The organism is Spirosoma luteum DSM 19990 (assembly GCF_000374065.1).
In the GTDB taxonomy this organism is placed as follows: Bacteria; Bacteroidota; Bacteroidia; order Cytophagales; family Spirosomataceae; genus Spirosoma; species Spirosoma luteum.
Genome location: NZ_KB893255.1, coordinates 68129 through 81939, shown reverse-complemented (window position 1 = coordinate 81939; position 13811 = coordinate 68129). Strand labels below are relative to the sequence as shown.

The following is a 13811-nucleotide window of genomic DNA, read 5'->3' as shown; positions in this document are numbered from 1 at the left end:
TGGTATTAAGACGGGTTTTTCGGATTTACCAGTGCCTTGAAACGAAGGTCGGTCATGGCCGGGTCCGTGTTGGCAAAGATGGTGATAGTTTTGTTCTGTTCGCCACTTTTGCCCCGGCTGTTGAAGCGAACCTTCACCGAGGATTTCTCGCCGGGTGCTACGGGTTCACGGGGCCACTCGGGCGTTGTACACCCGCAGGATGCCGTAATGTTGTTGATAATCAGTGGAAATTCACCCGTGTTGGTGAAGGAGAAAATATGCTCAACGGTATCCCCTTCTGACAGGGTTCCAAAATCATAAATGCCGTTTTCAGCAAAGGTAATCTTAGGCATTTTTGCCGATGCCGTTGCTTTGGACGTTTCACCCTGCTGCCGGTTATCGCAGCTAAACTGACCAAAACTAATGCTGGCTACGGCGGTTATGAGAAGCCAATTCCTGACGTTCATGGATAAAGTGGGTTTTTGGTTTACGGTATATGCCGGGCCGCCGGAGCGGTTTTCGGTAAAAACAGGTAGTAGCAGCGTAAACCTAAAACCGCTCCGGCGGACCGGCATATACCATGAACCGGTTAGGCATTCTGTTGCTTGATCTGGGCCATCAGCCGGTCTACATCTTCGAGCAGACGCTCCGCTTTTTCGCGGGCATCATTTACGACGCGCTGCCCTTCATTTTTCGATGAGTTTTCGGGCTGATCCGACGACCGGCCCAGGTCTTCGACCAGTACATTTATTTGTTCTCTGTATTTCGACAACCGAAACGAAAGCCGGTCACGGGTAATTTTGCCCTTATCGGGTGCATAGAGTAAGCCAAACAGAGTACCGGAAGCAATACCGGTTAGCAAAAAGGTTAAATCACGGCCAGTTCTGCTCATTTCTTGAAAAATTTATAGTTTGTGGTTTTGGTTTACAGCCATCCGGTTTCGGTTCCAGAGCGGACACTAACTGGAATCCTGTAAACGGTAAACCAGAAACTGATTTATTTATTGTCTAATAACCCACGTCCGCTCTTACGCAGGCGACCGGAGGCCATCAACTTTTCGGAGATATTATCTAATATCCCGTTGACAAATTTACCGCTTTTGGGCGTACTGTACGCCTTTGCCAGTTCGATATATTCATTAATCGTTACTTTGACCGGAATGTTTGGAAAACTTAGCAACTCGCACAAGGCCAGTTTGAGAATGATTTTATCCAGGATTGCTACTCGGTCTACATCCCAGTTTTGAAGCTGATCGACCAGTAGTTGCTCATAGTCAGCGTCGTTCTCCAGCGATTTTTCGTACAGCGTATTTAAAAAAAGTTCGTCTTCTTCCCAGTCATCCGTGAGGGCCTCCAGTTGCAGCCCCGTTGGGCTGTGTACGGATTTAAGGGTTCGGATGGCCAGCCCGCGTACAACCTCACTGTTCTCGATCCAGCTCAGATCAATTTCGGCCAGGTGATCCCGAATCGTTTCATGCTTAAATATCAGCGTTCTGAGCACGTGTTGTGCCAATGCCTGGTCTTCCTCCTGGGTGTGTGTTTTCTGCGCGCAGTAGGCCCGGTACGTCTCATCCGTTTTGAAGGCCTCGCGCAGGGCTTTCCGAACAAAAGGAAGGTCGTCGGTCCATGAAATGTTATGCCGGACAACTTCATTTTTCAGCGGCTGATGGTCGGCCAGTGCCTGGATAACGGTATTATCATTCAGGTCCGATTCAAACGGGAAGGGGACTTCATCCACGTTACGGTACTGCCGTTCGCGGTCAATACGCGCGACATGGCCCAACTCGACCAGCAGTTGCAAAACCAGCAGATAATCGTCATAGATACCGTTTACCTGCTTTAGCAGCATCTGGGCAAGGTGCTGACGATCTTTTTTGGTTCGGATGCGGTAGAAGGCTAACCCGTCGTTGGCGGCTTTAAGAACTTTGGATGGCGCATCGTCGTCCCGGGCAGGTTGCTCCGTTGTGACCCCTTCCTCGAAGAGCAGACCGGCGAGTTTCCGGTAGCCTTCCAGTTGCCGCTTGTTTTGCGGCTCCATCGAATTCAGGTCGGGTTGAAAAAGATCATCAATGCCATCGATGGCTAATTGCTGATTGGAAACGTCGGCCTGCCGAAAGGCGTATAACGCCTGCATGACCTTTATTCGGAGTAATCGCCTGTTGAGCATCCGCCTGATGATAAGTGCTACCGGTAAGAAAAGAACTACTGAGCGTAACATCGCCCAATTGGGTGCAAAAGTACGATTTTTTGTTGTGACAGGCAAGGGACAAGTCCAGCTTGCCGAGGGATTTCATTAAACGTGAAGTCGGCTCAGCAGGGTCGTAAGGCAGGCCTCATTCCGGGCGACCTTCTTTCATTTGTGCTTCAACCCCGTTGTGTACTGGCTGTTTTGTGAACAGGTTCTGCGCAGGGGCAACGCCCGCTGGCAGGGGCGTTACGGACACCGAACACCGTACTTACGGGAACTGCCCGGCTCCGGTAAGTACGGTACTTACCGGAGCCGGCCTTCAGACGCATCTCAACGGGCAAACCACAACGCTGTGTCTTTGTATGTTAGTCTACCATTCAACATATTTATCTGGCGTTCAACGCATTAACCTACCGTTTAATCAAAAGTCAGGCATTACCACTAGAATTCGTGCCGTTTAATAAAGGTTGAATTTTATTGTAAAAAAATTTAACTTTTATTAGCTACTTGTAAGCTCACCGGTCAAATTCCCAGGTATCATCGGTATCCGTACAGGTTAATCAACTACTGTCTTCCTGATCCCCATAACCCCCATGTTCATGAAAAAAACGTTTACTGCGCTGCTCTTTTGTCTCCTTGTCCAAGCGGCTTTTGGGCAAAAAGAGCCTGCTCCCACCAAAGGAGAACCCATCCCTGTTGGTAACACGGATGTGCACGTACTGACGCTTCCTGATGGCTTGCGGCCCGGTGTTGGCGGTCCCGCTAAACCAGTCACGACCAATGCCCTGTCAACAACCGGACTGATGGTGTTCAGAGAAGAGAACATAAACAGTCCTAATAACACGGCGGCTACTGCCACGCCTTTGGGGGGGACCTCCGTAAAGATGAGGGGGAATCTGTTCCCTACTGGCGATGTAGATTTTTATTCGTTCAACGCTACGGCCGGTGACCGCGTTTATGCTGCCGTCATGACGGCATTTAGTGCGGGTAGCTCTACTGATAGTCAGCTTAGTCTGATCAGCTCCGATGGCACAACGGTCATCGAATTTGATGATGATAACGGCTCTTTTGCCGCGCTTTCGTCGTCAATCGCCGGGGCTATTATCCCCACGACGGGTATATACTACCTAAAAGTGAATGACTTTACGCCAGGAACAACCAGTGAGCGCCCGTACGATTTGTACCTGAAAGTGCAAAGTGGTATCCCTACGCCCGAAGTAGAAGGCAACGATACGCCCGCCACTGCCAACGATACCCCGGCAAGTGGCTGGATCAGCGGGTCAAGAAACCCGGCCGCAGCTACTGAGCAGGACTGGTATGCCATTAGCCTGACGGCTGGTGAAACTGTTTTTTTAAGCCTGGATCTGGATCCCGAGCGGGATGGCACTACCTGGAACGGGCGGCTGGGATTTGCCCTGTTTGGCGATGCAAGCAATCAAATCCTGGTTGTCGATGATGCCGGAACCGGAGATGTATCTCCCAATCCAACTATTCCATCGGAGGCCTTCTTTTTTACCGTTAAAGAGACGGGTACCTATTACCTGTTTGTCGATTCAGCTACGGGGGCAACCGGTGGGCCAACGGCTACCTACAACCTGTCGGTCTCTAAGCTCGCAGCCATACCAGGCTATACCACCTACACCTCGACGGATGTGCCAAAAACTATCGGCCCGGGTACCGGTAGTGTGAGCTCAACCCTGACCATTCCGGACACGAAACGAATTAAAGACCTGGCCGTACGTATCACGCTCAATCATGATCTGATGGCTGATATAGACGCCATACTCACTACGCCGGAAGGCAACCAGATAGCGCTTTTTACCGATATTGGTTCTGGGGCAACGGGCGGGCAAACCCAAATGGATTTGCGGCTGAGTGATTTCAATGCCGTCCCGCCCGCTTTTACCGTGTTGAAGGGGGTTGCCCTGACGCCCGAACTGGGCTCAAAGCTCGATCAGCTGAAAGGTATGAAAACCAACGGTACCTGGACGTTGACCCTGTATGATGATGGGGCCAATACATCGGGCGGAACGCTTACCTCCTGGGCGCTCGATGTGCTGGAAGATACCACCCCCGCCACCCTGGCCACCGCCACCACTATCTACAGTCAGGATTTTGAAAGCGGAGATGGTGGATTTACCCACTCGGGTACGGCCGACAGTTGGGCCAGAGGAACGCCAAACACCCCGGGCACCACCACAGTCAACCCGGTGGCGCCCTTTACGGCTGCCAATAGTGGCGTAAACTGCTGGAAAACCAACCTGACCGGTACGTATGCTCTTGGTTCCGATCAGACTTTAGAGTCCGGTGATATCAACCTGACGGGTGTAACGGCCAATGTCGTTACGCTAAGCTGGGCCATGAAATACCAGATGGAAAGTGCCAATTTCGACCAATTAGCTGTATATGTGGAAGAAGTAGGTGGCGGTGGACTTACACAGGTCATGTTTACCTGGTTAGGAGCAACCCAAGCCGCGGCCGTGGGCAGCCCCGTAGTTAACGTGCCAATGTCGTCGGGCTGGGGTCTCTATTTTGCCGATATTTCGGCCTTTAAGGGTAAAGTCATCCGGTTTAAAGTAAGGCTCACCGCAGATAATACGGTTAGTTTTGCCGGCGTAGCCATTGACGATGTCAAGATCTATGGCGACTGTACCACCCCTACGGCTACCCTCTCGGCCAGTTCGTCTACAACCCTGACCTGTGCCCAGAGCAGCCTGACGCTGACGGCGGGCGGGGGGGACACCTACGTCTTCAGCGGACCGAGCGTGGTGAGCCAGAGCGGCAATCAGGCCGTGGTTAACGCCAGTGGCATCTATTCGGTCACCGTTACCAGCGTTGGCGGCTGCAGCAGCACTACGAGTATTGCCATCAGTCAGAACAACACCGCACCCACACCGACTATCTCGGCCAGTCCGTCTGCCACATTAAGCTGTGCCCAGAGCAGCCTGACGCTGACGGCGGGCGGGGGGAACACGTATGTCTTTAGCGGGCCGGGCGTGGTGAACCAAAGCGGCAATAAAGCCGTCGTCAATGCCGCAGGCGTTTACTCGGTCACCGTCACCAATACCAGTAGTGGTTGTTTCAGTACAACCGCCATCACCATCAGCAGCAATGCCAGCGCGCCCTCAGCCAGTCTGGGCAGCAGCGGGACGCTCACCTGCGCGGTCACCTCGGTGACTCTGACGGCCAGCCCCGGTGGACTGAGTTATGTTTTCAGTAGCGGAGCCACCCAGATTGGGTTAAGTAATCAGGCTACGGTCACCACCAGCGGCCTTTACTCGGTCACCGTCATCAATGCCGGCAACGGGTGTTCGGGTGTGGCCAGCACCAGCGTCAGTGCCAGTACGGCCCTACCCACGGCTACAATCAGCGGCAACACGACCGTTACCAGCGGAGGCTCGACCACGCTCACCGTTTCAGGGGGCAACTCCCAGACCTGGTCTACCGGAGAAACAACTCCCAGCATTTCGGTCACGGCGGGCACCTACTCGGTGACGGTGACCAATGCCAGCGGCTGTAGCAGTTCCACCAGCGTAACAGTCAGCACGGTCAACTCGGCCCCGGTGGCCACCGCCAATGCCAACCAGACGGCCACGGTCGGGGTTCCTTTCTCCTATACGGTCAACGCCTTCTCCGACGCCGACACGCCCAACAGCCTGACCTACACGGCCAGTATCAGTCCGGCCAATGGGTTTAGTTTCGATCCGGCCAGCCGCGTCATCTCAGGCACCCCCTCCATGAGTGGGGTATCGAGTGTGACCATAACGGCCACCGACCCGGGCAGTCTGTCAGCCAGTACCAGCTTCAGTATTACCGTCAATCCGGTCCCACCAACGCCGGTCTTCAGCATCACGGGCGTAACGACGGTGAGTTGTCAGGTTCTGTCGGCGGGTCAGCGCCGGGTGAGCTTCAACCCCCGCTACGCCGGGTTGGATGGCAGTCCGATCAGCTTCTCGGTGGTCAATGAGCTGCTGCCCACCACGGCACCGGGTCCCTACACGCTGAACCTGTACACCGATAATCCGGTCATCACGCTTCGGGCTCTGCAAAGCGGGGCTTCCACCAGCTTTGCCTACAACTGGCTCTCGGCCTGTAGCTCCTCGACGGCTAACACCCCGCCCACGGTAGCCAATCCGGTGCCACCCCAGTCGGCTACGGTTGGCCTGGCCTACACGCTGTCTTTGGCCAATGTGTTCACCGATGCCGAAACACCCAACGGTCTGGTGCTGTCGGTGACGGGTCTGCCCGCCGGACTGAACTTCGTGGCTCCTTCGACCATCTCGGGTACGCCCTCGATGTCGGGGGTAAGCACCGTAACGGTAACGGCCACCGATCCGGGCAGTCTAAGTGCCAGCACCAGCTTCACCCTCACGGTGAATCCGGCGGCCGGTACCCCCCCTCCGCCAACGGGCACGTTCAGCATCACCAGCGTGCAGACTATCAGCTGTGAGGTACTTTCGGCGAGTCAGCGCCGACTGACCTTTACTCCGCAGTACGCGGGGCTGAACGGAGCACCGGTGAGTTTCTCGGTGGTCAACGAGCTGCCGACCACCACCAATCCGGGTCCTTACACACTGAATCTGTACACCGACAATCCGGTCATCACGCTCCGGGCGGTGCAGAGTGGAGTCAGCAGCAGCTTTGCCTACAATTGGCTGGCCGTGTGCAGCAGCACAACGGCCAACACGCCCCCCACGGTAGCCAATGCCGTACCGCCCCAGTCGGCGACGGTGGGCGTGGCGTACACGCTGTCTTTAGCCAATGTGTTCACCGATGCCGAGACGCCCAACCAGTTGACGCTCTCAGTAACGGGCTTGCCATCAGGTTTGAGTTTCAATCCGCCTTCGACAATTTCGGGTACGCCCTCGATGAGTGGGGTGAGCACCGTAACCGTGACGGCGACTGATCCAGGTGGGATGATGGCCAGCACCAGCTTTATGCTGACGGTGAGTCCGGCGGGTGGCACTCCACCAACGGGTACCTTTAGTATCACGGGCGTAACGACGGTGAGTTGTCAGGTGCTGTCGGCGGGTCAGCGCCGGGTGAGTTTCACGCCCCGCTACGCGGGTCTGGACGGCAGTCCGGTGAGCTTTTCGGTGGTCAATGAGATGTTGCCCACCACGGCTGCTGGTCCTTACAGTCTGGACCTGTACACCGACAATCCGGTGATTACCCTCAGTGCAGTGCAGAGCGGGGTGAGCAGCAGCTTCAGCTACGGCTGGCTGGCTGCCTGCAATCCGGGTGCGCGGTTGGGGTATGGTTCCGATGTGTCGCTGAAGGTAATCGTGCTGGGTAACCCCGTGGGGGGCGACCAGGTATGGGTAGAAGTGCAGGGCGAACAGGGTCAATCAGTCACCCTGCGGGTCATGGATGAGCAGGGACACGCGGTGAGCCAGCAGCAGGGTGTTTTAACGAAGGGCCGGGACCGGTTCGGAGTACGGGTTGGGGCCAGCGGAGGTGTTTACCTGCTGGATGTCAGCACGGCTGGCCAGCGGCAGACCGTCAAGCTGGTGCGCCAGTAAGGGCAGGCGGTCTTTTGTCAGGTCAACGGCAAGAGAAAAACGTCTACATCACGAATACACTACAGCCTCAGACCTGTTTGGTACTGAGGCTGTAGTGTATTACGCCAACGGGCATAACGGAGAGTATTCCTGACCGGCGGGGGGCGCCCGTTAAAGAACTCAGTCAGTAGTGTTCTTTTAATAAAATGAATGGCTGGTCCTCAATCTTTGGTTATAGCGTGCAAACTGAGCGTAACCGGAAGGTCACTCTCTGCTATGTCTTGCGTCAATTAGAAAGGGAAGGGACGTAGCCAGACAGCCTGTACATCATCAATCAGCCTGATTTACACACCAGGAGTGCTGTTTTTGTGGGGTGCCGGTGCCGTGCACTACCTATTGTCCTGACGTGAGTACACAGCAAAGAGAAGCAGACGGATACCGAATAAATCAGTCGGTGGTGGATCAGGAGTTGGTCTTACCGGAGAGTGTGGCGGGTCTGGTAGTGTTGCAGCTGTTGCGGGAGGGTCGACTGGAAAGCAAAAAGGTCATTGCGATGCGCTAAAACGCACCTTAATTCAGGTCAAAAGACCGCATCTGGAATGCTTAGGGCGCGGCCTTTCGTTATGTAAAGCAGGGGGCCGGGGCGAATAGTAGGGGACAGGTGAGGAACTGATGAATAGGCAGCTACAAACCACGTCCCCCCTTCCCCTGCAACTTTTCGCCAAAGCCAGCCGTTACGAACAAAACGCCGTTGGTCATTCTGTGAAAGCACTTTCCTACCTCAACAAATACCTTGTAAAGTATAAATGGTACCTGATTCTGGGCGCGCTGTTTACCGCCATCTCTAACCTATTTGGTATCTTCCCCGCTCAGTTGGTCCGGTACGCCTTGGATCTGGTCAGCGAAACCCTCGACATTTATTACCTCTACGATAAATCGCCCCTGCAATCGGATTTGTACGAGGTTTTTGCCTTTAGCATCCTGCTGTTTGGCGTGCTCACTTTTGTATTGGCCCTCCTGAAAGGGTTCTTCCTGTTTCTGGTCCGGCAAACGCTCATCGTGATGTCCCGGCACGTGGAGTACGACCTCAAAAACGAGATTTACGACCATTACCAAACGCTACCCCTCAGCTTCTACCGACAGCATAACACGGGCGACCTGATGGCCCGGATTTCCGAAGATGTCAATAAAGTGCGGATGTACATTGGCCCCAGCATTATGTACGGGCTGAACCTGCTTATTCTTTTTATTCTGGTTATTTCGTACATGGTGAGTATCAACGCCCGGCTGTCGCTGTACGTGTTGTTGCCCCTGCCGGTGCTGTCGGTGTCGATTTATATTGTGAATAATATCATTATCCGGCGGTCGGAGGAGATACAGCGCTCCCTGTCCCGGCTGTCGACGTACGTGCAGGAAGCTTTTTCGGGTATTCGGGTCCTGAAAGCCTACGTGCAGGAAGGAAATTCGGCGGCTAAATTTGAGCTGGAGAGTGATGAATACCGGGATAAATCCCTGAGCCTGACGCGGGTCGATTCCCTGTTTTTTCCGATTGTCGCCATTCTGGTAGGGCTGAGCAACGTGCTGGTAATTTATGTGGGTGGGCAGGAAATCATCGCGGGTCGACTCACACCCGGTAACATCACCGAGTTTATACTCTATGTAAACATGCTCACCTGGCCCGTGATGGCCCTCGGCTGGACTACCAGCCAGACCCAGCGGGCGGCTGCTTCGCAGGAGCGTATAAACGAGTTTTTACGCATCAAAACCGATATTGTTTCGCAGAAGAACGTCAGCCATACCATCAACGGCGACGTGGAGTTTAAAAACGTCCGGTTCGTCTATCCCGATTCGGGCATCGTGGCCATCAAAGACTTTTCGATGCGCGTTCGGGCGGGCGAAACGGTGGCGATTCTGGGCACTACCGGTTCCGGCAAAAGTACGCTGGCCAACCTGCTGACCCGCATGTACGATGTAACGTCCGGCGAAATCAGCGTAGACGGTATTCCCATCAAAGATTATAACCTGACCTCGTTGCGGGAGCAGATGGGCTACGTGCCACAAGATGTCTTCCTGTTCTCCGAAACCATCAGTAACAACGTTCGTTTTGGCAAGCCCGACCTGCCGCAGGCCCGCGTTGAGCAGGCCATCCGTGATGCCGACCTCTATCAAAACGTGCTGGATTTTCCGGAGCAGTTCGATACCCGCGTGGGCGAACGGGGCGTTACGCTGTCGGGTGGGCAGAAACAACGCCTGAGTATTGCCCGCGCCATTGCCCGCGACCCGAAGATTCTGATTCTGGACGACTGCCTGTCGGCGGTAGATACCAACACGGAAAATATCATCCTGAACAACCTCCAGCGGATCATGGCCAACCGTACCTCGGTGGTCATTTCGCACCGCGTATCCTCCGCCAAACTCGCCGACTACATCATCATGCTGGATGAGGGCGAAATTATCGAGCAGGGTACCCACAACGACCTGCTGGCCGGCAACGGTGCCTACCGGGAACTGTACGAAAAACAGTTACAGACGGAGGAGGTATAAGGTTGCCAGCCCGGCAATCAGGATATAGAGTATCCATTCCGGCTTTTTTCCTATGTTTGGGCAAGATTTCATTCTAAATCCAATCGATACCGATGTCAAATTTTCGGTTTAAAGCCCTTGAAATAGCCCAGAATCGTCAGGCCCTGTCTGTAACTGCACCCACCGAGCGAGTGGGCGATTTTTTTGGCAGTAATACGTTTAATACTGAGGTGATGCGGACGTTGCTCTCCACGGAAGCCTTTCTGAAGGTGACGGAAGCCATGAACATGAACGGTCAGATTGATCGTAATATCGCCGACGAAGTAGCCGGTGCCATGAAGTCGTGGGCTACATCCAAAGGCGCAACACACTATACCCACTGGTTCCAGCCCCTGACGGGTGAAACCGCCGAAAAACACGACGCCTTCTTTGATATTACCATCGACGGAAAAGCCGTTGAGAAATTTAAGGGGAGTGCCCTGGTGCAGCAGGAGCCCGATGCGTCGTCCTTCCCGAACGGGGGGTTACGAAATACGTTCGAAGCTCGTGGCTATACAGGCTGGGACCCATCGTCGCCCGCCTTTCTGATGGACAACGGCGCCGGGGGGAAAACACTTTGTATTCCATCTGTTTTTATTGCCTACACCGGCGAAGCCCTGGACTACAAAACTCCTTTGCTTAAAGCCCTGAACACGCTGGATAAAGCGGCCACCGCCGTCTGCCAGTACTTTGACCGGAACATAACCAAAGTGACCCCTACGCTGGGGCCAGAACAGGAATATTTTGTTGTCGATCGGGCTTTGTTCTACGCCCGGCCGGACCTGGTGCTGACGGGCCGGACGGTGTTTGGCCACTCACCGGCCCGTGGCCAGCAACTGGACGATCACTATTTTGGCTCGATTCCGCCCCGGGTCAACGCCTTTATGGTTGATTTTGAGTTTGAATCCATGAAACTCGGCATGCCCGTTCGTACGCGCCACAACGAGGTAGCACCGGGGCAGTTTGAAGTGGCGCCCACCTTTGAAGAAGTCAATCTGGCCGTCGATCATAATGCGTTGCTGATGGATCTGATGGAGCGAATAGCCGAGCGACATAACCTGAAAGTGCTTTTTCACGAGAAACCTTTTGCGGGTATCAATGGCAGCGGCAAGCATAACAACTGGTCGATGGGTACAAATACGGGCGTTAATTTGCTGGCCCCCAGTACGAAACCCAAAGAAAGCCTGCGTTTTTTGACCTTTCTGGTCAACGTTGTCAAAGCGGTGCATGACAATGCCGACCTGTTGCGGGCTACCATTGCCTCGGCGGGAAATGAGTACCGGCTTGGCGCCAATGAAGCCCCCCCCGCCATCATGTCCGTTTTCCTGGGTGAATCGCTGACGCAGGCACTCGACGACCTCGAAACAAAGTCGGAGGTGACGGTGAACAAGGGCGATAATGTGTATTACAAACTGGGTCTGAATCGGATTCCAAGCCTGATGCGCGACAATACCGACCGTAACCGAACCTCACCGTTCGCCTTTACAGGCAATAAATTCGAGTTTCGGGCGGTGGGAAGCTCTGCCAACTCTGCATCGACCATGACGGTGCTGAACGCCATCGTGGCCGATCAGCTCAATAAGTTCAAAACGGACCTGGACGGGCGGCTGGGTCGGGGCGAAAAGAAAGAACTGGCCATCGTCGACATTCTGAAAGAGTATTACAGCAACATCAAACGAATACTGTTTGAGGGCAACGGGTACTCCGACGAGTGGGTAGAAGAAGCCGCCCGGCGGGGCCTGTCGAATATCAAATCGGCTCCCGAAGCACTGGCCATGTTCGTAAAGCCCGAATCGCTGGCCCTATTCGAGCGGACGGGCGTAATGAGCCACGCTGAAGTGGAATCCCGGTACGAAATCGAATTGGAGAAATACATTAAAAACGTACAGATAGAGTCGCGGGTGATGGGCGATCTGGCCATGAACCACGTGGTATCGACCGCGCTGAAATATCAGAACAAACTGGCTGAGACCGCCCGGCACCTGGTAGAGTTAGGCATGACTGCCGAAGCCGAGCCGATAAAGGATATCCTGCGCGAAATTTCGACCCGTATCACCGTAATAAAAACGGGCGTGGCGGCCATGATTGAATCGCGTAAGAAAGCGAACAATATAGACGATACCGTTGAACGCGCCCATCTGTACGGTAATGAAGTGAAAAATCACTTCGATCTGATCCGTTACGAGGTTGATAAACTCGAACAAATTGTGGACGACGAAGACTGGCCCCTGGTTAAGTACCGGGAGTTGTTGTTTGTGAAATAGGCAAATCCAAACCCGTGAATCTGCTTTTGTAGATGTTGTAAAATCTTGATAACTTGCCTAGTAATAGTCAGGCTGTTGCCTTAAAGACTACGAAAAGAGTTGCTTGATTTGTCCCCTCAAATAGGGATATAGTGTCCACCGGTATTTAATCAAATGACGTAGGATGGGTGCATTGAAACCGCTACACCAGTCGCCAACAGCTGAGGAGAGTACCCCTAGTGCTGATTGCCTAACGCTGTATGATCGCTACGGTGGGCTGGCCTATGGCCTTATTTTACAGATAATTCCAGAGCCTGAACAGGCTCAACGGATATTGATCGACTTGTTTTCCTCGCCACAGGTGAAAGTATACACGGAATTCTCAAACCGGGTAAGCATCGGAATTATTCGTCTGGCAAGAGAAAAAGCCCTGGCTGCCAGACCTCCAGCGAGTACAAAGTCACCAACCGTGTCAACGATAGCCGTGAACGATACGACGGATAAATTGGTTTTTGATTTGTCCTTTTATAAGGGACATACAATTGACGAAATTGCGGATAAAATGCACCTGTCCCGAGCAAGTGTATTAACCAAGATCAGTTCTTATTTTAAGCATTATCGTCCATCTCAATTATAGGGACTTTGAAAAACTACCACTATTTAAAAGATGGCTTTCTCGAAGCCCACTTGCTGGGATTGTTTGCTGACCAGGAGAAAGAAGAGGTAACCCAGTTGCTGGCTACTGACAACGATTTACTGGATCATATGGCGGAAATTGAACTGGAAATGGAAGAACATTTTCTGCGCAATGCTGTTCCGCCCCCGCCGGGTATCCGGGAAAAAATTGAGTTACGCATCAGTCAGACGGACATTGAGAAATGGGTAAAACCCGATCATACCGAGCAAAGCCGGAAATCGACCGAAACGACCTCCAAAGAGCCTCAGTACGTCAATGTAGAGTTTGATGATACGCACATCCGGGTACACAAACAGTGGAAAACGGCACTTATTGCCATTTTCATCCTCTCGAAAGTATTTTTAATCCTTGGGCTTTATTACTACTTTAAAGCTGATAGTCTTCAGCAGGAAGTGACCCGCCTTAAAGCAGAAACGCAGGTGCAGCAACCAATGCCTCCGCGCCGTTGATATGGCCCAAAACGTTAATAAAAAGGGCCAGACTTTACGAGTCTGGCCCTTTTTATGGATTAGCCTTGCTTTAATAGGTATTGAGTTGTTGTAATGCGAGGCTGATTCTGTCATTTCGACACAGGAGAAATCTCAAGCTTGATTGATACGTGACATTGAGATTTCTCCTGCGTCGAAATGACAAACGACAACT

The 13811-nt window shown here is 53.3% G+C and carries 9 protein-coding genes; 6 read left to right on the top strand and 3 right to left on the bottom strand.

What is annotated here, in order from left to right:
- Positions 1 to 5: 5 nt before the first annotated feature.
- From B156_RS0112330 to nusB, 3 genes are all read right to left on the bottom strand, one after another.
- Positions 6 to 446 carry a DUF1573 domain-containing protein gene (locus B156_RS0112330; RefSeq protein ID WP_026260793.1) on the bottom strand — a complete coding sequence of 147 codons (441 nt, stop codon included), beginning with the start codon at positions 444 to 446 and terminating at the stop codon, positions 6 to 8.
- 122 nt (positions 447 to 568) lie between these two features.
- Positions 569 to 871, bottom strand: a complete 303-nt coding sequence (locus tag B156_RS0112325; RefSeq protein WP_018620029.1) for a YtxH domain-containing protein — start codon at positions 869 to 871, stop codon at positions 569 to 571.
- Positions 872 to 975: 104 nt separating this feature from the next.
- Positions 976 to 2112 carry a transcription antitermination factor NusB gene (nusB, locus tag B156_RS0112320; protein ID WP_018620028.1) on the bottom strand — a complete coding sequence of 379 codons (1137 nt, stop codon included), beginning with the start codon at positions 2110 to 2112 and terminating at the stop codon, positions 976 to 978.
- Positions 2113 to 2759: 647 nt separating this feature from the next.
- Between nusB and B156_RS0112310 the strand changes: the two genes are divergently transcribed.
- From B156_RS0112310 to B156_RS0112290, 6 genes are all read left to right on the top strand, one after another.
- Positions 2760 to 7688 carry a putative Ig domain-containing protein gene (locus tag B156_RS0112310; protein ID WP_018620026.1) on the top strand — a complete coding sequence of 1643 codons (4929 nt, stop codon included), beginning with the start codon at positions 2760 to 2762 and terminating at the stop codon, positions 7686 to 7688.
- Positions 7689 to 8073: 385 nt separating this feature from the next.
- Positions 8074 to 8229, top strand: a complete 156-nt coding sequence (locus B156_RS31385) for a hypothetical protein (RefSeq protein WP_157627021.1) — start codon at positions 8074 to 8076, stop codon at positions 8227 to 8229.
- Between the two features lie 110 nt (positions 8230 to 8339).
- Positions 8340 to 10211 (top strand): ABC transporter ATP-binding protein, encoded by a 1872-nt coding sequence (locus B156_RS0112305; RefSeq protein WP_018620025.1) that lies wholly within the window; start codon positions 8340 to 8342, stop codon positions 10209 to 10211.
- Between the two features lie 92 nt (positions 10212 to 10303).
- Positions 10304 to 12493 (top strand): glutamine synthetase III family protein, encoded by a 2190-nt coding sequence (locus tag B156_RS0112300; protein WP_018620024.1) that lies wholly within the window; start codon positions 10304 to 10306, stop codon positions 12491 to 12493.
- A 163-nt stretch (positions 12494 to 12656) separates the two neighbouring features.
- Complete coding sequence (locus tag B156_RS0112295; RefSeq protein ID WP_018620023.1) at positions 12657 to 13109, top strand: RNA polymerase sigma factor sigma-70 region 4 domain-containing protein; 453 nt, start codon at positions 12657 to 12659, stop codon at positions 13107 to 13109.
- A gap of 5 nt (positions 13110 to 13114) precedes the next feature.
- The gene (locus B156_RS0112290) at positions 13115 to 13618 is read left to right on the top strand and encodes a hypothetical protein (protein ID WP_018620022.1); all 504 of its coding nucleotides are present in this window, start codon (positions 13115 to 13117) and stop codon (positions 13616 to 13618) included.
- The last annotated feature ends 193 nt before the right edge of the window (positions 13619 to 13811 follow it).

Coding starts and splice junctions, on each gene's coding strand:
- B156_RS0112330 (WP_026260793.1), bottom strand. CDS start 446: ATGAACGTCAGGAATTGGCTTCTCATAACCGCCGTAGCCAGCATTAGT.
- B156_RS0112325 (WP_018620029.1), bottom strand. CDS start 871: ATGAGCAGAACTGGCCGTGATTTAACCTTTTTGCTAACCGGTATTGCT.
- nusB (WP_018620028.1), bottom strand. CDS start 2,112: ATGCAGGCGTTATACGCCTTTCGGCAGGCCGACGTTTCCAATCAGCAA.
- B156_RS0112310 (WP_018620026.1), top strand. CDS start 2,760: ATGTTCATGAAAAAAACGTTTACTGCGCTGCTCTTTTGTCTCCTTGTC.
- B156_RS0112305 (WP_018620025.1), top strand. CDS start 8,340: ATGAATAGGCAGCTACAAACCACGTCCCCCCTTCCCCTGCAACTTTTC.
- B156_RS0112300 (WP_018620024.1), top strand. CDS start 10,304: ATGTCAAATTTTCGGTTTAAAGCCCTTGAAATAGCCCAGAATCGTCAG.
- B156_RS0112295 (WP_018620023.1), top strand. CDS start 12,657: ATGGGTGCATTGAAACCGCTACACCAGTCGCCAACAGCTGAGGAGAGT.